This window comes from Streptomyces apocyni, from assembly GCF_009739465.1.
Classification (GTDB): Bacteria; Actinomycetota; Actinomycetes; order Streptomycetales; family Streptomycetaceae; genus Streptomyces; species Streptomyces apocyni.
Map to the genome: position 1 here is coordinate 70,741 of NZ_WHOM01000046.1, position 19,160 is coordinate 89,900.

The 19,160-nt window shown below is 72.0% G+C and carries 20 protein-coding genes; 9 read left to right on the forward strand and 11 right to left on the reverse strand.

Annotated features, from left to right (window positions below; translation table 11 throughout):
• The first annotated feature begins 85 nt into the window (after positions 1-85).
• Positions 86-631, forward strand: a complete 546-nt coding sequence (locus tag GCN81_RS12015) for a hypothetical protein (protein ID WP_231626658.1) — start codon at positions 86-88, stop codon at positions 629-631.
• Here the strand turns inward: GCN81_RS12015 and GCN81_RS12020 are convergent.
• Positions 619-1,209 carry a hypothetical protein gene (locus GCN81_RS12020; protein WP_231626659.1) on the reverse strand — a complete coding sequence of 197 codons (591 nt, stop codon included), beginning with the start codon at positions 1,207-1,209 and terminating at the stop codon, positions 619-621. The genes GCN81_RS12015 and GCN81_RS12020 overlap by 13 nt on opposite strands.
• A gap of 75 nt (positions 1,210-1,284) precedes the next feature.
• Here GCN81_RS12020 and GCN81_RS12025 point away from each other — a divergent pair, with 75 nt between their 5' ends.
• Together GCN81_RS12025 and GCN81_RS12030 are read left to right on the forward strand one after the other, a co-directional pair.
• Entirely contained in the window at positions 1,285-1,443 is a 159-nt protein-coding gene (locus GCN81_RS12025; RefSeq protein ID WP_156724535.1) for a hypothetical protein, read from the forward strand.
• A 16-nt stretch (positions 1,444-1,459) separates the two neighbouring features.
• Positions 1,460-2,365 carry a Gfo/Idh/MocA family protein gene (locus tag GCN81_RS12030; protein WP_156724536.1) on the forward strand — a complete coding sequence of 302 codons (906 nt, stop codon included), beginning with the start codon at positions 1,460-1,462 and terminating at the stop codon, positions 2,363-2,365.
• Here the strand turns inward: GCN81_RS12030 and lnt are convergent.
• The 6 genes from lnt to GCN81_RS12060 form a co-directional block, all read right to left on the reverse strand.
• On the reverse strand, positions 2,289-3,860 hold the full coding sequence (gene lnt / locus GCN81_RS12035; protein ID WP_156724537.1) for an apolipoprotein N-acyltransferase: 1,572 nt from the start codon (positions 3,858-3,860) through the stop codon (positions 2,289-2,291). The two genes, GCN81_RS12030 and lnt, sit on opposite strands and share 77 nt — an antisense overlap.
• A gap of 127 nt (positions 3,861-3,987) precedes the next feature.
• Complete coding sequence (locus GCN81_RS12040) at positions 3,988-4,467, reverse strand: nuclear transport factor 2 family protein (protein ID WP_156724538.1); 480 nt, start codon at positions 4,465-4,467, stop codon at positions 3,988-3,990.
• Positions 4,468-4,537: 70 nt separating this feature from the next.
• The gene (locus GCN81_RS12045) at positions 4,538-5,458 is read right to left on the reverse strand and encodes a PASTA domain-containing protein (protein ID WP_156724539.1); all 921 of its coding nucleotides are present in this window, start codon (positions 5,456-5,458) and stop codon (positions 4,538-4,540) included.
• A 176-nt stretch (positions 5,459-5,634) separates the two neighbouring features.
• Positions 5,635-5,880 (reverse strand): hypothetical protein, encoded by a 246-nt coding sequence (locus tag GCN81_RS12050; protein WP_156724540.1) that lies wholly within the window; start codon positions 5,878-5,880, stop codon positions 5,635-5,637.
• A gap of 177 nt (positions 5,881-6,057) precedes the next feature.
• The gene (locus GCN81_RS12055) at positions 6,058-6,930 is read right to left on the reverse strand and encodes an undecaprenyl-diphosphate phosphatase (RefSeq protein ID WP_156724541.1); all 873 of its coding nucleotides are present in this window, start codon (positions 6,928-6,930) and stop codon (positions 6,058-6,060) included.
• A gap of 192 nt (positions 6,931-7,122) precedes the next feature.
• Complete coding sequence (locus GCN81_RS12060; RefSeq protein WP_156724542.1) at positions 7,123-7,833, reverse strand: TVP38/TMEM64 family protein; 711 nt, start codon at positions 7,831-7,833, stop codon at positions 7,123-7,125.
• 467 nt (positions 7,834-8,300) lie between these two features.
• Here GCN81_RS12060 and tuf point away from each other — a divergent pair, with 467 nt between their 5' ends.
• Both tuf and GCN81_RS12070 read left to right on the forward strand, forming a co-directional pair.
• Positions 8,301-9,470, forward strand: coding sequence for an elongation factor Tu (gene tuf, locus GCN81_RS12065; protein WP_156724543.1), 1,170 nt, complete (start codon positions 8,301-8,303; stop codon positions 9,468-9,470).
• Positions 9,471-9,574: 104 nt separating this feature from the next.
• Positions 9,575-10,420 carry a spermidine synthase gene (locus tag GCN81_RS12070; RefSeq protein ID WP_156724544.1) on the forward strand — a complete coding sequence of 282 codons (846 nt, stop codon included), beginning with the start codon at positions 9,575-9,577 and terminating at the stop codon, positions 10,418-10,420.
• Here the strand turns inward: GCN81_RS12070 and GCN81_RS12075 are convergent.
• Together GCN81_RS12075 and GCN81_RS12080 are read right to left on the reverse strand one after the other, a co-directional pair.
• Complete coding sequence (locus tag GCN81_RS12075; protein WP_156724545.1) at positions 10,382-11,689, reverse strand: MFS transporter; 1,308 nt, start codon at positions 11,687-11,689, stop codon at positions 10,382-10,384. The genes GCN81_RS12070 and GCN81_RS12075 overlap by 39 nt on opposite strands.
• Positions 11,690-11,755: 66 nt before the next feature.
• On the reverse strand, positions 11,756-12,814 hold the full coding sequence (locus tag GCN81_RS12080; RefSeq protein ID WP_156724546.1) for a hypothetical protein: 1,059 nt from the start codon (positions 12,812-12,814) through the stop codon (positions 11,756-11,758).
• A gap of 129 nt (positions 12,815-12,943) precedes the next feature.
• On the opposite strand from GCN81_RS12080, the gene GCN81_RS12085 reads away from it, so the two are divergent.
• Positions 12,944-13,396, forward strand: a complete 453-nt coding sequence (locus GCN81_RS12085; RefSeq protein ID WP_156724547.1) for a DUF4442 domain-containing protein — start codon at positions 12,944-12,946, stop codon at positions 13,394-13,396.
• A gap of 154 nt (positions 13,397-13,550) precedes the next feature.
• Positions 13,551-16,082: a beta-glucosidase gene (locus GCN81_RS12090; RefSeq protein ID WP_156724548.1), complete on the forward strand. Its 2,532-nt coding sequence runs from the start codon at positions 13,551-13,553 to the stop codon at positions 16,080-16,082.
• Here GCN81_RS12090 and GCN81_RS12095 read toward each other — a convergent pair.
• Positions 16,055-16,600, reverse strand: coding sequence for a gamma carbonic anhydrase family protein (locus tag GCN81_RS12095; RefSeq protein ID WP_156724549.1), 546 nt, complete (start codon positions 16,598-16,600; stop codon positions 16,055-16,057). The two genes, GCN81_RS12090 and GCN81_RS12095, sit on opposite strands and share 28 nt — an antisense overlap.
• Positions 16,601-16,761: 161 nt before the next feature.
• On the opposite strand from GCN81_RS12095, the gene GCN81_RS12100 reads away from it, so the two are divergent.
• The gene (locus GCN81_RS12100) at positions 16,762-17,604 is read left to right on the forward strand and encodes an acyltransferase (protein ID WP_156724550.1); all 843 of its coding nucleotides are present in this window, start codon (positions 16,762-16,764) and stop codon (positions 17,602-17,604) included.
• 18 nt (positions 17,605-17,622) lie between these two features.
• Here GCN81_RS12100 and GCN81_RS12105 read toward each other — a convergent pair whose 3' ends face one another.
• Positions 17,623-18,489 (reverse strand): DMT family transporter, encoded by an 867-nt coding sequence (locus GCN81_RS12105; RefSeq protein WP_156724551.1) that lies wholly within the window; start codon positions 18,487-18,489, stop codon positions 17,623-17,625.
• Between the two features lie 95 nt (positions 18,490-18,584).
• Here GCN81_RS12105 and GCN81_RS12110 point away from each other — a divergent pair, with 95 nt between their 5' ends.
• Positions 18,585-19,157 (forward strand): helix-turn-helix domain-containing protein, encoded by a 573-nt coding sequence (locus GCN81_RS12110; RefSeq protein ID WP_156724552.1) that lies wholly within the window; start codon positions 18,585-18,587, stop codon positions 19,155-19,157.
• The last annotated feature ends 3 nt before the right edge of the window (positions 19,158-19,160 follow it).

Consider the following 19,160-nt stretch of genomic DNA (forward strand, 5'->3'; position numbering starts at 1 on the left):
CCCCGTGCCTGCCCTGGATTGTCCGTGGCGGCGGTTAGCGTCATCGGTGATCGCCGGTCGTAGATGGTTGGGTGTGGAGGACGTAGTGGCAGAGCAGCAGGAGCAAGCGGCGCAGGACCCCGTGATGGCCCGGGCGGGGCAGGCGATCATGCTGCACCACGCCGGTGACCGGGAAGAGGCGCGGAACCGCTTCCTTGAGCTGTGGACCGAGGTCGGCGAGGACGGCGACCCCCTGCACCGCTGCACTATCGCGCACTACATGGCCGATACGCAGGATGATCCGGCGGACGAGCTGGCCTGGGACCTGCGGGCGCTGACCGCCGCCGAGGTGCTCACCGACGAGCGGCTGGAGGAGCACCACCAGTCACTCGCGGTGCGCGCGTTCTACCCCTCGCTGCACCTCAACCTCGCTGCCGACTATGTGAAGCTCGGCCGTGAGCAGGAGGCGCGCACGCATCTGCGGGAGGCCCGCGGCGTACTCGGCGTCCTGGGGGACGACCCGTACGGCGACGGTGTCCGGGCGGCCGTCGAGCGACTGGAGCTGAGGCTCAGAAGTGAGCGGGGGACGAAGGGGCCCGGGGAGCTGGGGGAGCCCGGCGGATCCGCCGGGCCGCCCCGTCAGCGGCCGTAGGTCTCCCGGCAGATGCGGGCCTGGGGGCTGTCGGCGGGCCAGCCGCCGTACCGCTCACCGACCGAGCACAGACCGGCCCAGGTGGGCGGACCCCCGGGCAGCGGCCCCTGGCCTTTGCCCCTGCCTTGGCCGTGGCCTTTGCCTTGTCCGGGAGGCGCGACGGTGAGTCCGGGGATGTCCGGTACGTGCGTGGGCAGGGGTGGGCGACCCGCCTTCCCCGGGATGCTCGCGGGGCCCCGCTTCTCGGTGGGTGACGTGTCGGGGCGGGACGTGGCGCGACCGGGCGCGGCGGGCTGTGCGGGACCGGCGGGCGCGGAGGACGCAGGGCGCTCAGAGGTGGCTCCGGTGGCCCGAGCCTCGGGTGTTGCCTGGTGCGTGGGGACGATCAGCTCCAGTGCCTCAAGGGCGGGGGCCCGTACCTCGTGCGGCTCCGTGTCCCGGGCAAGGGGCGCGGCGGGCGGTGTCGCCGTGGGGGACGGGACCCGCGCCCCGGGCTGCCCTGCCACGGTGACGCAGCCGGAGACGGCCGACGCCGCCACCGTCACCAGCAGAGCCGCGGTAGTTGTCGTTCGGTGCATCCGCGCCACTCTGGTGCCTTGAGCCCCTCCTGGCGGGCGGACGGGCAGGGATGTGCCCCGCACGAGTGACGCGCCGTGTTGACGCGGCCCGCCCTCCACGCGGCCCCCACCGCCGACCTCGGCCCGGCCCTCACCTCGTACACCCGCGTCCTGCCCGCCTTCGACGGCATCGTCGACTGGTGCCCGCCGCAAGCCACGTATGCTGCGAATGCCGCGAAAGCGGAACGCCAGTGACAGCAGGGAGACGGACGTGAAGGTCGGCTGCATCGGGCTCGGGGACATCGCGCAGAAGGCCTATCTGCCGGTACTCAGCACACTGCCGGGTGTCCAACTGCACCTGCACACGGCCTCCCCCGCGACCCTGGGCCGGGTCGCGGCCACCTACCATCTGCCCGACGCGCGGTGCCACACCGGCCTGGACGCCCTGCTCGACCAGGACCTGGACGCCGCCTTCGTGCACGCGCCGACCGCCGTACACCCCGAGATCGTCACCCAGTTGCTCGAAGCGGGCGTCGCCACCTACGTCGACAAGCCCCTGGCGTACGACATCGCCGACTCCGAGCGGCTCGTACGGCTCGCCGAGGAGCGTGGCACCAGCCTCGCCGTCGGCTTCAACCGCCGCTACGCGCCGGGTTACGCCCAGTGTGTCGAGCACCCGCGCGAGCTCATCCTGATGCAGAAGCACCGCGTCGGGCTGCCCGAGGACCCGCGCACGCTGGTGCTCGACGACTTCATCCATGTGGTGGACACCCTGCGCTTTCTCGCGCCAGGCGCCGTCGACGACATCGGGGTGCGGGCCAGCGTCAAGGACGGCCTGATGCACCATGTGGTGCTGCAGCTCGCGGGAGACGGCTTCACCGCGATCGGCATGATGAACCGCCTCAGCGGCTCGGCCGAGGAGATCCTCGAGGTATCCGGCCAGGACACCAAGCGGGAGGTGCGCAACCTCGCCGAGATCGTGGACCACAAGGGCCAGCCGAGCGTGCGGCGGCGCGGCGACTGGGTGTCGGTCGCCAGGCAGCGCGGCATCGAGCAGATCGTGCTGGCCTTCCTGGACTCCGTACGGGCCGGGATGACGCTCAGCGCCCAGGACGCTCTGCTGACCCATGAGCTGTGTGAGCGGATTGTCCAGCAGGCCCTGGAGCAGGGGTCTTGAGAGCCCGTACACCCGCCACCGCGCCCAGGACGGCCAGCACCGAGAGTGCCCCGTACACCGCCCAGTCGCCGAAGCGTACGTAGAGGGTGCTGCCCGAGGCGAGCGGTACGTCGTACACGGCCGCCGTGCGGGTGTCGGTGCCGAGCTGGTCCCCGACCCGCTCACCGCTCGGGCCGTACACGGCGGAGATCCCGGTGAGCGTGGAGTGCACCATGGGGCGGCCGTTCTCGGCGGCCCGCAGTGCCGCGAGCGAGGCGTGCTGCTCTGGTGCCCAGCTGCCCTGGAAGGTCGACGTCGCGGACTGGGCGACCAGTACCTGGGCGCCTTCGCGCGTCAGATGACGGCTCATGTCGGGGAACGCCGTCTCGAAGCAGACCAGCGGCCCCACCACCAGCCCGTCCGCCACGTCAAGCAGCACGGGCGCCTGACCGCGCCTGCGGTCCTCGTCGGCCGCCTCACCGACGGAGGTCGCCCAGCCGAGCAGCCCACGGGCGGGCACGTACTCGCCAAAGGGGACCAGCCGCATCTTGTCGTAGCGCTGCGTGGTGGGTCCGTCGGGCCCGACCAGCACCGATGACTTGAAGATCCCGGGCCGGTCGGAACGCCGCGCGTCCACATTGACCAGGATCGGGGCGCCCACCTCGCGCGACAGTTCACCGAGCCGCCCGGCCAGGTCGGGCCGGTCCGTGAGGTCGTGGCCAACGCTGCTCTCGCCCCACACCACCAGGTCCACGTCCCGCTCGGTCAGGGTCCTGGTCAGCGCCTCCCCACGGGCGAAGCGCTCGTTGGCGCTGTGTACGACGCCGGGCTGGACCAGCGCGATCCGCACGGGGTCAGCGGGCTGCGGCCGCGGCGACCAGAACCAGACCGTCACGGTGGCGACGGCGGCCGCGCAGACCCCGGCGAGAGCGGGCGTACGGGCCCGGGGCCGCGCGATCAGCACGGTGACGGCCGTGTTGACGGCCACGATCAGCAGACTGAGCAGCCATACGCCGCCCACCGAGGCGAGCCGCAGCGCCGGTTCGACCTGCCACTGGCTGGAGCCGAGGAGCCCCCAGGGGCCGCCAAGCCCCTCCCACGACCTGACCAGCTCGACGACCAGCCAGGCCGACGGCACCGCGAGCAGCGCGGCGGCGCCCCGGCCAGCTGAGGGCCGTCCGCCGAGCAGCCGCCGCACCAGCCAGCCCCACGGCGCCCACAGCAGCCCCATGAGCACGGCGAGCAGCACGGTGAACACATGGAGGTTCGGCAGCAGCCAGTGGTGCATCGCGAACATGAACCCGGCCCCGCCGAGCCAGCCGTCCAGCGCGGCCCGGCGCCCGGTGGGTGCCGAGGCCGCGAGCAGCATCCAGGGCACCAGCGCGACGTACGCGAACCACCACCAGGACGGCGCGGGGAACGCCAGCGCGGGCAGGGCCCCGGCGACCAGGGCGGCGCAGCCTCGCCACCAGGGGCTGGCGAGCGGTCTCGCCCACCGGCCGACAGCGACGTCCATACCGCGCCTCCTCGCCCCCGGACGCCCGGTGCGTACTAGGTCCAGTGTGCGCGCCGGGCGCGACACCGCGACAGGGCGCGTCGGCCGGGGGACGCGCTGGTCGCCGCGGGTACCCATCGGCGTGGGTTCAGTCGGCCGCGGGGGCGGCTTGGTATGGGCGGCGCCACTTCTCGTGCACGACGACGCGGCTGATCCGCCAGCCGATACCCGTACGCAGCACGGAGAACGCGTACCGTCCGCCGCACTCGAAGTCCGGCGCCGAGTCGTCCTCGCGCGCCCCGCCCATCCGCATCGGATTCAGGTAGTCGGCCTGGACCTGGGCGGTGTCCCCGAGGTCGCCGTCCACGATCTCCAGGTGGAATCTCCGGTTGGCGATCAGATGCTGCCGCATCGGGAACCGCCCCACGGTGCCGGCCAGCCACTCGGCCACCTCGTCGGCGGCGCCCTCGACGCCGCCCGCCGAGCGGTAGTCCGCACGACCGTCCGGGCTGAAGAGGGACCGGTAGGCCGCCCAGTCGCCGTCGTCGACGGTGATCGCGTAGTCGGTGATCAAAGCGTCGATGGCCAGCCGGTCCATCACGGTCGCAAGGTCCACACGCTGTGTCATCGGCTCAGTGTTGTCCGCCGCGGGCCCCGCGCCAAGGGCCTTGCCGCGATCAGGCCTGAATGGGTGCGACTCAGGCGGCCCGCCAGCGGTACCGGTCATCGGTGGCCGTGGTCGTGCACCGCATCAGCGTGCCCTTGGCGGTCCGTCCGTAGGCCCCGTGTTCCGAGCAGAACGAACCGGGCCAGACCCCCTGGACGGGGGCGGGGGCAGGAGCTTCGGTCGTGCGGCTGGGCTGCGGGGCGGGCGCGGGGGCCGGGGCGGGTGCGGACGGGGCCGCGGGTGCTGGCTGGGTGAGGGTGGGCTTCGGCGCGGGCTTCGGCTTGGGGGGCGGGGTGTAGGCGGGGTCGTTGGCCGGGTCCAGGTAGCCGCCGCTGGTCTTGGGGCAGGAGGTTCCCGCCTTGACGGCCTCGGCCTCGACGACGCGGAGGGCGGAGGTGACGTCGGCGCCAGCCTGGGGATCGGTCGAGCAGATCTCCCAGTCGCCTGTCTTCGCGGGGACGGTGACGTCCTTGTACGGGCTGACGACGTGGACCGTCGCGGAGTCGATGCCCTCGTCCCGCAGCGCGTCGGTGGCGCGATCGGTCGTGAGGCCGACGAGGTCGGGCAGCCGTGGCCAGGGAAGGGGCCCCTTGTCCCGCTTGGGGCACGGCTCCTTGGCCTTCACCACCCCGAAGTCGACGGTCTTCGCCATGCGCTCCTCGAAGCACACGGTCCAGCCCGAGGGGCGCAGCGGGGTGCGGCTCTGGTCGCTGGAGTCGTGCGATGACGGGGTGAACCCGGCCTCGCGGGCGGCGGTGGCGGCGACGTTCAGCTGGTTGCCCGTCTGGTCGTCCAGACGGGGCGGGGCGGCGGAGGCGGCGGCCTGGGCCGAGGCTGAGGAGCCGGGCGTCGCGGGGTTCTTGGCGTCGTCGGGTGCGGCGCAGGCGCCGAGCGCGGCCAGGGCCGCGACTACCGGGAGAGCGACGGATATGTTCGTACGACGTGACGTCACGCTGGTTCCTCCGTCTATGTGGTTCAGACGGGGGAGTGTGGTGCACGGACGGCTGTGGTCACAGGGGAACGGGAGGCGCGTGGCGCACCTGTGACGTTGTTGATCAGATTCGGGGGTTGGCGATCAGATTCGAGGGCAGAACGGTCCGAAAGACCTGTCCCGTGACACCGGAACGATCAGCGCCGGGTGGCGGTGTCGATCACCCGACGCGGGCGGTTGGGGCCCCGGGGGGTACGCCGACGGGCGGGCGGCTGGGCGCTCTCGTGGCGCACCGCCGCGGCCCACTCCGCGATCAGCCGCTCGTACTCCCGCCGCTGATCCGTGCCCAGGCGGCCACCCGCGCGCGTCCACAGGGCGCGGATCTGCTCGTTCACGACGTCGGCGGACCGCACGGAACGACAGGGCTCAGGTTTCGGGGGCATGACGTAGAGCCTAGGGCCGGAGTCTGACCGTCCGCTCCGCCGTTTCGGGCCCCAGCCACCCCGTTTTGCTGCCGCGCGCGCCGCTGACCAGGGGGTTTCCGTACCAACCAGCCCTACCTCTACGCGGTTGTGACCTTGGCCTCATGGAGGTTTGGAACGCTCGGTGCCCGTTTTCGCTCAGTCCGCCGACTCGCCCGCGTGCGGGCTCAGTACGTCGGTGCCGATCAGGGCGAACAGGACCAGGCCGAGGGCGATGCGGTAGTAGACGAAGGGCATGAAGCTCTTGGTCGTAATGAACTTCATAAACCACGCGATGACCGCGTATCCGACCAGAAAGGCAACCAGTGTCGCGAAGATCGTCGGGCCCCACGAGACATGGCCATCGCCGACCTCCTTCAGCTCGTACGCGCCGGAGGCGAGCACCGCCGGGATGGCCAGCAGGAAGGAGTAGCGGGCCGCGGACTCACGCGTGTAGCCCATCAGCAGGCCGCCGCTGATCGTGGCGCCCGAGCGGGAGACACCAGGGATCAGGGCCATCGACTGGCACAAGCCGAAGATCAGGCCGTCCTTGACGCCGAGGTCCTTGAGGGTCTTGCGCTGCTTGACGGCGCGGTGCCTGCCGCCCGTCTCATCGCGGGCCGCGAGCCGGTCCGCGATGCCGAGGACGACGCCGAGGACGATGAGGGTGGTGGCGATCAGCCGCAGGTCGCGGAACGGGCCGTCGATCTGGTCCTTGAGGGTCAGTCCGAGCACGCCGATCGGGATCGAGCCGACAATGACCAGCCAGCCCATCTGGGCGTCGTGGTCACCGCGCATCGCCTTGTCCGTGAGGGAGCGGGTCCAGGCGCTCAGGATGCGCGCGATGTCCTTACGGAAGTAGATCAGCACCGCCGCCTCGGTGCCGATCTGGCTGATCGCCGTGAACGCGGCCCCCGGGTCCTCCCAGCCCGCGAAGGCGGCTGTCAGCCGCAGGTGGGCACTGGAGGAGATGGGGAGGAACTCACTGAGCCCCTGGACGAGTCCGAGGATGAATGATTCGAACCAGCTCATGGGGCTTGTGCCGTCCCGGATTGGTCATGCGTCGGCCCGTGCGCACGCGGGCCGGACGCCGTGCGGAATGTGGTCAGGTTCAGGTGCAGGTACGGGGACGCTCGGCACCCCGCCGGTGCGCAGCGTACCGTCCGAAAAAGTGAGTACCGCACGAGCCCCCTGGCCCCGCCCGAGTACCCGTTCCCACAGCGGTCAGCGTGGACTCCGCAGGCGGTGGCGCTTGCACCAGGCGACCACCAGCCCGGACAGCCCGGTGATCGCGATGAAACCCATCGCGATCAGAAACACGGGCGACGTCGGGGTGGTCGCCTCGCTGCCCGCGATCACGTACGCGGCGGTGTTGGGGATCGACCCCAGAGCGGTGGCCAGGAGAAAGGACTCACAGCGCGCCCGGGAGACCGCGGCGCAGTAGTTCACGGCCCAGAACGGCACCCCGGGAAACAGCCGGGCGGCCAGCACCGACCGGAAGCCATGCCGACTGAGCTGGCCGTCCACCGCGCGCACCCAGCGGCCGCGCAGCAGTGGACGGAGCGCCTCCTGCCCCAGGACGCGGCCCAGACCGAAGGCGAGACCGGCGCCGATCACCGTACCGGCGAGCGCCCCGACCAGACCCGCCTGGGAGCCGAACAGCGCGCCCGCCGCGAGGTTGAGCAGCGGCCGGGGCACGAACGCCACCGTGCACACGCCGTACGCCACTGCGAAGAAGACGACCGCCGCGGCGCCGTTCACCCGTGGTGGCCAGCCGTCCACCAGGAGCCGCTGCGGCTCGAAGAGCAGCACCGCCGCCCCCGCGGACGCCAGCAGCACCGTGAGCAGGGCGAGCCGAGACCAGGGTGAGAGCAGTACGCCAGCACAGCGCGTGGCGAGGCCCGTGGGCGCGGGCCGGGGGACGGGGGCGAGCATCAGAGGAGAGTAGCCGACCCGAACGTGTGATCGCCGTATGCGTCTCCTCACCCCCATGGGCCCCGCCCCGCACCCCATGGGCCCTGCCCCGCACCCCATGGGCCCTGCCCCGCGCCCCATGGGCCCTGCCCCGCGCCCCATGGGCCCTGCCCCGCGCCCCATGGGCCCCGCCCCGCACCCCCCCCGGATCCGCCCCGCACCCCAGGTCCCGTCCTCCGAACTGCCGGTACGGGGAAAACCATTCGACCCCCGCGCGGCGGTCCGCGATGATCGCTGACATGTTCCGGCACGCCTTCCTCGCAGCTCCGTCCGCAGTCGCGGACGCTGCCAAGGCTGCCGCCGTCCTGCTCGACGGCGCCCGAAGCTGACCCTTCCCGGAACGTCCGGCGGACCCCGCAGGGGGAGGGTCGGCAAGGCTCCGGGGTCCCCGCTCACGCTTCCAGCACCGCGAACGCAGGGAATTCACCATGTCCAAGACGGCATACGTACGCACCAAGCCGCACCTCAACATCGGCACCATGGGCCACGTCGACCACGGCAAGACCACCCTCACCGCCGCCATCACCAAGGTCCTCGCCGAGCGCGGCTCCGGCACCTTCGTGCCCTTCGACCGCATCGACCGGGCCCCGGAGGAGGCCCAGCGCGGCATCACCATCAACATCTCGCACGTCGAGTACGAGACCGACACCCGCCACTACGCGCACGTCGACATGCCAGGCCACGCCGACTACGTGAAGAACATGGTGACCGGCGCCGCGCAGCTCGACGGGGCGATCCTCGTCGTCTCCGCGCTGGACGGGATCATGCCGCAGACCGCCGAGCACGTCCTGCTCGCCCGCCAGGTCGGCGTCGACCACATCGTCGTCGCGCTCAACAAGGCGGACGCGGGCGACGAGGAGCTCATCGACCTGGTCGAGCTCGAGGTCCGCGAGCTGCTCACCGCGCACGGCTACGGCGGCGACAGCGCGCCCGTCGTACGGGTCTCCGGGCTGCGCGCCCTGGCGGGGGACCCGCGCTGGACCACGGCGATCGAGGCGCTCCTGGACGCCGTTGACACGTACGTCCCGATGCCCGTCAGGTACACCGACGCGCCGTTCCTGTTGTCCGTGGAGAACGTCCTCACGATCACCGGGCGCGGAACCGTGGTGACCGGGGCCGTCGAGCGCGGCACCGTGCGCGTCGGGGACCGCGTGGAGATCCTGGGAGCGGACACCGAGACGGTGGTCACCGGTCTGGAGACCTTCGGCAAGCCGATGGCCCAGGCCGAGGCCGGGGACAACGTCGCGCTGCTGCTGCGCGGCGTGCCACGGGACGGGGTACGGCGCGGCCATGTCGTCGCCGCACCGGGCAGCGTCATCCCCGCGCGGCGCTTCACCGCCCAGGTGTACGTCCTGTCCGGAAAGGAGGGCGGCCGTACGACGCCGATCGCCACCGGCTACCGCCCGCAGTTCTACATCCGTACGGCGGACGTCGTCGGCGACGTCGACCTCGGCGAGCTGGCCCTCGCCCGGCCGGGCGACACCGTGACGCTCACCGTCGAGCTGGGCCGGGACGTGCCGCTTGAGGCGGGGCTCGGCTTCGCGATCCGCGAGGGCGGTCGCACCGTCGGCGCGGGCACCGTGACCGAGGTCGGCTGAGCAGGCCCGGACTGGTCAGTCCCGTACCGCCCGCTGTGCCCGCTCTCCGGTGGAGGGCGGGCACAGCGGCGCCGCCCGGCACACACGCCCGGCACAATGGACCGGTGGACGAACCGATACCCGTGACGCGTGCCGTGGACCAGGGCACAGCCAAGTTGATGCCCGACGTGGACCGGGCACGCGCCTGGCTCCTCACTGTCGACGGCGCGCCCCAGTCCTACGTCGACCTGGACGAACCCACCCACCTGGAGTTCGAGTACGCGCGTCGGCTCGCCCACGTCCTGGACACCGTGGCCGAACCCAACCAGCCCCTGGACGTCGTCCACCTGGGCGGCGGCGCGCTGACCCTGCCCCGCTACCTCGCCGCGACCAGGCCCGGTTCGCGCCAGGACGTCGTCGAGGCGGACCGCGCGCTGCTCGCCCTCGTCGCCGAGCACCTGCCGCTCGACCCGGCGGCCGGTGTCCGTACCCACGGCGCGGACGCCCGCGGCTGGCTCGCGGCGGCCCCGGACAGCAGCGCCGACGTCGTGATCGGCGATGTCTTCGGCGGATCCCGGGTGCCCGCGCACCTGACGACGCTGGCGTACGCGCGGGAGGCCGAGCGGGTGCTGCGCCCCACGGGCCTCTACGCGGCGAACCTCGCCGACGGCGCGCCCTTCACCTTCCTCCGGTCCCAACTCGCCACGTTCCAGCAGGTGTTCGCCCACCTCGTGCTGATCGCGGAACCAGGCGTCCTGCGCGGCCGCCGCTTCGGCAACGCGGTACTGCTCGCCGCGCACCACGAGTTCGACACGACCGAGCTGGCCCGCCGCACCGCCGCCGACGCCTTCCCGGCCAGGGTGGCGCGGGGCGAGCCACTGCGCAGGCTCATCGGAAACGCCGCGCCGGTACGGGACGAGGACGCCGTGCCCTCACCCGAGCCCCCGGGCGGCGCCTTCAGCATCGGCTGACGCGGGGGCGGGGCGGTCGGCCCGCGCGACGTCCTTCGTACGGCGCGTCAGATTCCGTACGTCCGGAACGAACAGCACCGCCACCGTGACCACCACGACCAGAACCGAGCAGCCCCACAGCGCGGGCGCGCGCCCGAAGGCGGACTCGGCCGGACCCGCCAGCGCGGTCGCCAGCGGCACCATGGCGAGCGACCCGAAGAAGTCGTAGGCGGACACCCGGGAGAACATCTCCTCCGGAATCTCCTGATGCAGCGCCGTCATCCAGGACACGCTGAACACCTCGATGGCGACACCGCTCACGAACATCACCGTGGCCAGCACTCCCGCCGGCACCGGAACCGCGAGCGCCGCCGACGGCAGTGCGAGCGGGAACACGCACAGTGTGCCGATCAGCAGCAGTCGCCTGGGCTTCCAGCGCATCATCAGCAGCGCTCCGCCGACCGTGCCCGCCCCGAACGCGGCCAGGGCAAGCCCCCACGGGCCAGCGCCGCCCAGCGAGTCCCGGGCCACCAGCGGCCCGTACACCGCCTCGGCCGCGCCCACCACCGCGACCACCACCGAGAACTGCGCGACGATCGACCAGAGCCAGGCCCGGCCGACGAACTCCCGCCACCCCTCCCGTAGATCGGCGAGCATCCCGCCGCCGGGCAGGCGCCGGGGGATGCCGCTGACGTCGAGGAACGCCCGTAGCACCGCGGCGACGGCGAACGCCGCCGCGTCGACGGCGAGTACCCAGCCGGGACCGATCGCCGCGATCATGGCGCCACCCAGCGCGGCACCACCGATCGCGGCGCCCTGCACGGCCATCCGGAAGACGGCGAAGGCGCGCGAGGCCTGCTCGCCGGTGACGGTGGAGAGCAGCATGCCCTCGGCCGCTGGATTGAAGAACGCCTGCCCCATGCCGCCGAGCCCGGTGAGGAGCATCATCTGCCACAGCCGTGGCTCACCCGACAGCACCAGAACGGCGAACGCCGCCTGGGACACGCAGTTCAGCGCGTTGGCGGCGACCATCACCCGGTGCCGCGGCAGCCGGTCCGCTACCGCCCCGCCGATCAGCAGGAACAGCACCAGCGGCAACGTACGGGCCATGGCCACCAGGCCGACGTCACCGCCGCTCCCGCCCGCCTCCAGAACGGCGAACGCCGCCGCGATCAACGCCCCATGGCTGCCCAGGTTCGTCACGACCGCGGCGGCGGCCAGCAGGGTGTAGTTGCGGCCAGCCCAGGAAGGCCGGTGCGATAACGGTGCGGCGCTCTCTGGTTGGTCCACCAGGGAACTATCGCCAGAAGATCCGGTCCTGCCAAACCGTTTTCCGGGCGAGCGCGAGTAGTTGTCCTACTCGGAGTCGTCGGAGTCCTGATCGGCGAGGCGGACGGTGCTCATGATCTTCATGATGTCCTTGTCCGGCAGCTCGTCGTCGACGCCGGTCGCGCCGTGCAGGCTCCAGGCCACGTAGTCGCCCTTGGCGTTCTTGAATCCGAAGACGATGGCCTTGCCGTCAGTGTCGCACTTGCCGTTCTGCGGGGTGTCCTTCGACCGGGCCCACGCGTAACTGCCCTTGATACCGGCTGTGGTGGTGTAGGGCTTGGCCTTCTTGTCGTACGTGATGCTCTTCTTGTCCGGCTGCGTGTAGCCGCCGTACACCCACCAGGGCACCTGCTTCTCAGCGGCGTCGGCGGTGCTCTTCGCGCCGTTGGCGCCCTTGGTGCCGGTCGCGGCCAGGCGGGTGTAGTCGGTCTTCCCGTCCTTGTCCGGGTCGTCGCCGCACCATTCGCTCTTGTAGTACGCGGGAGCCGACATCACGATGAGGGGCTTGTCCCCGGCCTTGGCGTCGGTCTTCTCGTATCCGGTGATCATGCCGGGCGAGTCGATCTCCCAGTCCGCCGGAACGTCGAAGGCCGTGCCGTGCTTGGGGTTGACGACGACCTTCCAGCCCTTGATCTGGGGCTTCAGGTCTTCGGTGCCGCGCGGGTTCTCCTCCTCCTCCGACTCCGTTGGCGAAGCCTCCGGAGTGGGGTCCTTCGGCGCGGTCGCCGAGGGCTTGGGGTCGTCCTTGGGCTTGGCCGTGTCGCTCTTGTCGTCGTCATCGCCGCCGAGCACCAGGTACCCCGTCACGCCCGCCGCTGCCACGACCGCGGTCGCCGCGACGATGGCGATGATCGTCGTCTTCTTGCGGTCGTCACCCGGCGGCTTGGCGACGGCGCCCATCGGGGTCGTCGGCGCGTTCCACGGACCCTGCGGCTGGGCGCCGGGCTGCTGCTGCGTGCCGGGCTGCTGCTGGTAGCCCGGCTGCGTGTACGGGTTCTGTTGCTGGTATCCCGGCTGCTGGTAGGGATTCTGATTCGGATCCTGCGGGTTCTGCTCGCCCCCGGGCGGCTGCTGTCCTGGCCACATGGCGAGAACGATAGAGGGCCGGGTAGCGGGGTTCCATCGCCGCCCCCGCCTTGTGACGGGCTTGGTACACCTGTTCCAAGGATGTGAGGGGATGGTCAAGACGTCCTACTGGTGGGTAACATCGCCGCCATGAGCGCTGACCAGATGTCGATAGGCGAGATGCTCGCCGCCACCGTGCCGATGGCCCGGACCCTGAACCTCGAGTTCATCGAGACCACCCCGGAGCGTGCCGTGCTCCGACTGCCGGACCAGCCGGACTACCACAACCACGTCGGTGGCCCGCACGCTGGCGCCATGTTCACGCTGGGCGAGTCCGCGAGTGGCGCGATCGTGATCGCCGCGTTCGGTGACCAGCTCTCGCGGGCCGTACCGCTCGCGGTCAGCGCCGACATCGCGTACAAGAAGCTGGCCATGGGGCCGGTGACCGCCACCGCGACGCTCGGCCGTCCGGCGGCCGACGTGGTCGCGGAGCTGGACGCGGGTCAGCGCCCGGAGTTCCCAGTGGCCATCGCCATCCAGCGCGAGGACGGCGCAGTGACCGGCGAGATGACCGTGACCTGGACTCTGCGTCCCAACAGCTGAGACAGGCTCAGCAGCGGCACGGATACACAGCGGCGGACGCGCCGACCGAACCCCTCCGGGGCGGTCGGCGCGTCCGCCGTTTCGTGTGGTGGGTCTTCCGTCACGATCGGAGTGTCCACCGAAGGACAGAGACGGTCAGCAGGAAGGACGGCTTATGTCCGACACCGTGTCCAGGCGGTCGGCGCTACGGCTGCTGAGCACCGCGATCGCGGCAGCCACGGGCGCGAGTCTCGCCAGCGCCTCGCCCGCGACGGCCGGACCCTCCCGCCCCTCCCGCCCCCCGCGCGTCACCGCGCTGCTGGACCGGCTCACCCTCGACGAGAAGATCTCGCTGCTGCACGGCGCCGAAGACCCGCGGAGCCTCGGCCAGGCCGGATACGTGCCCGGCGTGCCCCGCCTCGGCATCCCCGAGCTGCGGCTCGCGGACGGCCCCGGGGGCGTACGGGTCAGGGAGCACGCCACCGCGCTGCCCGCGCCCGTGCTGCTCGCCTCCGCCTTCGACCCCGCGCTGGCCCGCGAGTACGGACAGGTCATCGGCCGGGAGGGGCGGGCGCTGGGCCAGGACGTCCTGCTGTCACCGATGGTCAACCTCATCCGCACCCCCTACGCAGGGCGGAACTTCGAGACGTTCAGCGAGGACCCGCTGCTCGCCGCTGACCTGGTGGCCGAGGAGATCCGGGGCATCCAGGACGCCGGGCTCATCGCCACCGTGAAGCACTTCGCGCTGAACAACCAGGAGAAGGACCGGATGACCCTCGACGTGGTCGCCGGGGAGCAGACGATGCGCGAGACCGAACTGCGGGGCTTCGAGGCCGCCGTCGCCGCCGGGACCGGTGCCGTGATGGGCGCGTACAACAAGGTCAACGGCACCTTCGCCTGCGAAAGCCGGGCCCTGCTCAGCGATCTGCTGCGCGACGACTGGGGTTTTGACGGCTGGGTGATGACCGACTGGTTCGCGGCACACAGCACCGTCGCCGCGCTCGACGCCGGACTCGACATGGAGATGCCGAGCGACGTCCACTTCGGCGTCGCGTTGCGGGACGCCGTGCGGGACGGCCAGGTGTCCGAGGCCGCCGTGGACCGTGCCGTGGGCCGGGTCCTGGCGGTGCTCGACCGCTTCGGGCTGCTGGACGGCACGGCCCCGGCACGGCCCGCCCGGGACGCCGAGGCCGGAGCACGGACCGCGCTCAAGGTGGCCACGGCGGGCGCGGTGCTGCTGCGCAACGAGCGCCGCGCCCTGCCGCTGGCCGGGCGCGCGGCCCAGCACATCGCCGTCGTCGGGCCCACCGGGTCCGTCCCCTTCGTCAGCGGGGGCGGCAGCGCGCATGTGGTCCCCGACCACGCCGACAGCCCGCTCGACGCCCTCACCGAACGCGCGGGCAGCGCCGCGCGGGTGACGTACGCGCTGGGCGAGGACCTCTACGGCAAGCCGCTGCCCGCTGCCGCACTGACCTCCGGGTTCGCCCCGGAGGGGCAGGGGGTCGGGCCGGGGGAGACCTGGCAGTACGACGGGACCCTCACCACCGGGGAGGAGGACGAGTGGACGTTCGTCGTCCACTATTCGGGTGAGCGCCCCGAGGTCCGGCTGAACGGCGAGGAACTCTTCCCGCTCGCCGAAGGGCTCGCTGAACTCTTCAACGGCGGACTGCTGCCGACCGCGCCCGACGGGCTCACCGTGCGCCGCAAGACCCTCGCCCTCGACGGCGGACGGCACCGGCTCCAGATCACCGCGCGGGGCGGCGACACCGGCCAGCTCTTCCGGCTGCGGCAGGTCACCGGAGCGAGCCGGGCCCAGGATGTCGCCGAGGCGGTACGGGTCGCGCGCGCCGCGCACAGCGTCGTGCTCTTCGCCTACGAGGACGCCACCGAAGGCCAGGACCGTACGACGCTCGCGCTCCCCGGACACCAGGAACGGCTCATCGAGGCCGTGACGGCCGTCAACGAGCGGACCACGGTCGTCCTCAACACCTCGTCGGCGGTCTCGATGCCGTGGCTGGAGCGGACCGCCGCCGTCCTCCAGATGTACTACCCGGGACAGGAGGGCGCGGCGGCCACCACCGCGGTCCTGTTCGGCGACGCGGACCCCGGCGGGCGCCTCACCCAGTCCTTCCCGGCCGACGACCAGGCGCATCCGATGGCCGGGGACCCGCGCCGGTATCCGGGTGTGGACGGGGTCGAGGAGTACTCCGAGGGCGTACGGGTCGGCTACCGCTGGTACGACGCCGAAGGGGTGCCGCCGCTGTTCCCGTTCGGGCACGGCCTGTCGTACACGACCTTCGCGTACGAGGATCTGGCGACGCACCCGGCGACCGACGGTCTCGCCCCGACCGGCGGCCTCGCCGTCAGCTTCACCGTGCGCAACACCGGTGTCCGCGACGGCGTCGAGGTCGCCCAGGTCTACCTGGGCCCGTCCCCCGACCTGCGGGTCGACCAGCCCGAGCGGACCCTCGCCGGATACCGCAGGCTCGCCCTGAAGGCGGGCGAGCGGCGCCGGATCACCGTACGGGTCGCGCGCCGGACCCTGTCCTCGTGGGACACCGCACGTCACGGCTGGGTGCTGGGGACGGGGCCGCGCACGGTGTGGGTGGGTGCCTCGTCCCGCGATCTGCGACTCAGCGAGCAGGTCCGCGTCCAGGTCCAGGTCCCGGTCCGCGTCGATCAGTCCGCGCTGTCCGCGTCTTCGTGAGCCGCGCGGTGCGCCTTGGCCAGCTCGGTGTACATCGCCGCGTTGACCTTGATGCCCTCGCGCTCTTCCTCGGTCAGCGGCCGCCTGACCTTGGCGGGCACACCGGCGACCAGTGAGCCGGGCGGCACCCGCATCCCCTGCGGCACCAGCGCCTGGGCCGCGACCAGCGAACCGGCGCCGATCACCGCGCCGTTGAGCACCGTGGCGCCCATGCCGATCAGGCAGTCGTCCTCGACGGTGCAGCCGTGCACCGTGGCGTTGTGGCCGACCGACACGCGCTCGCCGATGGTGACCGGGAACCCGGGGTCGACATGGACGGTGCAGTTGTCCTGGATGTTGCTGTCGGCGCCGAGCACGATCGGGCCGCAGTCGGCGCGCAGCACCGCGTGGTACCAGAGGCTCGCGCCGGGGCGCAGCGTCACCTCGCCGATCACGACGGACGTGGGGGCGGTGAAGGCCTCCGGGTCCACCTCGGGGTCCTTGCCGCCGACTCCCGCGATCAACGCCCGCTCTGCCATTGCTTCTCCTTGTTGCCAGTGCCGTGCCATACGGTGCCCGTACGCCTGTCACGCCCACTGGCACCGTAAGCGACCCGGCGTCCCGCCCGCCGACCCGGGTGGGGTGAAGATCACAGCCCGCTCCGCCCGCGCCTCGTATCGGCGCTGAGTACCGTGTGCGAGTGCCGAAGTACAGGAACGTGTTCTCATCGCTGGCCGCACGGCGGCGGCGCCTGGTGACGTGCGCGGTCCAGGCCGGTTGGCGCTGGGTGCGGCGAGCGGGCGCGGTGACCGCGGAGCGGCCCGGCAGGCTGCGCTTCCGCGCGATCGGCACCGGAACGAAGCTGGCGTTTCCGCAGGGCACGGTGTTCGGCGAGCCGTGGATCGAGCTGGGCGACCACTGCATCGTGGGCGAGCAGGTCACGCTCACCGCCGGGATGATGCCCGACCTGGACCTCGGGCCCGACCCCATACTCAGGATCGGCAACGGCGTGGTGCTCGGCCGTGGCAGCCATGTCATCGCCGATACGACGGTGACCGTCGGGGACGACTGCTACTTCGGCCCGCAGGTGTACGTCACGTCCACGAACCACAGTTACGACGATCCGCACCAGCCCGTGGGCAAGCAGTGGCCGCGGATGGAGCCGGTGGAGATCGGCCCCGGCTGCTGGGTCGGCACCAACGCGGTGATCCTGCCGGGCGCGCGACTCGGCCGGAACGTCGTGGTGGCGGCGGGCGCGGTGGTACGTGGCGAGGTGCCCGACCACGCTGTGGTGGCCGGGGCGCCCGCGCGGGTGGTCCGCCGCTGGACCCCGGCGGACGGCTGGCAGCCGCCGCTGCGTACTCCGGCGCCGGTGCCGATCCCGGAGGGCGTCACGTCCGAGGAACTGCTGGCGCTGGCCGAACTGCCGGTCGAAGCGCTTGCCGAGCTGCCGGACGAGCTGCCGGACGAGCTGACGGCGAGCGGAGCGTCGGGCGACGTACCGGATACGGCGCCGGGGGACCGGTCGGCAGCCGGGTCGTAGCCGCCCGGCCTGGCCCCGTCAGCCGCTCGCCAGCAGCAAGGTGCCGATCAGCGCCAGCCCCGCGCCGGTCGCCTGGATGGGGCGCAGCCGCTCGCTGAGGACGCCACGTGCGGCGAGCGCGGTCACCACGGGATAGAGCGAGGCCAGTACGGCGGCCACGGTGACCGGACCGTTCTGCGCGGCGATCGCATAGGTGCCGTTGGCGGCCACATCGGCGAGCCCGACGAACGCGAGCGCCGGGAGCGAGGCGCGGATAACCGCGAGACCGCCGTCCTCGGGCAGCGCCCGCCCGCCGCGCCGCACCGACACGTACAGCGCGCCACCGCCCACCACCACGTTGGCGACCCGCTGTACGAACAGGGCGAGGAACAGACCCGTGAGCGTCGTCGACGCCTCGGAGATCAGCGCCATCACGGAGCCGAACCCGAACGCGGCGACCAGGGTCAGCAGAACCGCCTGCCGCTGCACCGGAGCCCCCCGGAACTGCGGCCCACCCGCGAGCATCACCCCCGCGACCGCCACGCCGATCCCCGCGAACTGCAGCAGCCCGGGCCGCTCACCCAGCACCAGGCCGACGCCGAGAGGGACGACCACCCCCAGCGAGCCGAGCGGCGAGACGACGCCCATCGGCCCGAGCGCCAGCGCCTTGTAGAACGCGAGCATCGCCACCGGGCCCACCACACCGGCCGCCACCGCGAACCACAGCTTCGGCCCCGCCTCGGTCCAGGCCCCGGTCGCGAGCACGATCGCCCCGAGCACCGCCACGGCGATGCACTGGGAGACGACCACCACGGTGAGCGCGGGCGTACGTCGCGTGAGCAGCCCGCCGCCGAAGTCGGCCAGCCCCCACAGGAGGCTGGTGGCCAGGGCGAGCAGAGCGGTCATGAGGGGAACCTCGCAGTACAGTGTGGTGAACCTTCGGGTGTACCACACCGTAGTGCATTGTAGTGAACTATCGCATCCAAAATATTGGACGGAATGTGTCGGATCTCGACCAGCTCACCCAGTCACTCGCCCGCAGCCTCAAGCGCTGGCGCGGCGAACGGGGCCTCACCCTCGACGCGCTGGCCGCCCGCTCGGGTGTCAGCCGCGGCATGATCATCCAGATCGAGCAGGCCCGTACGAACCCGAGTGTGGGCACCACGGTGAAGTTGGCGGACGCGCTGGGGATCAGCATCACCACGCTGCTCGACTACGAGCAGGGGCCCGAGGTCAAGCTCGTGCCCGAGGAGCAGGCCGTACGCATGTGGTGGACGGAGGCCGGGAGTTGGACCAAACTCCTGGTCGGCACCGAGACCCGGGGGCCGTTCGAGCTCTGGTCCTGGCGGCTGATGCCCGGCGACGGGAGCGAGTCCGACCCGCATCCCGCGGGGACGGTCGAGCTGCTGCGGGTCACCGAAGGCGAGCTCACCCTCGTCGTGGACGGTGAGCCGTACCCCGTACCGGCCGGAACGTCCGCCAGCTTCGAGTCCAACGTCCCGCACGCCTACCGCAACGACGGCGACGCGCCCGTCGAGTTGTACCTGGCCGTGTCCGTCCCGCCCGCGCACTGAGAC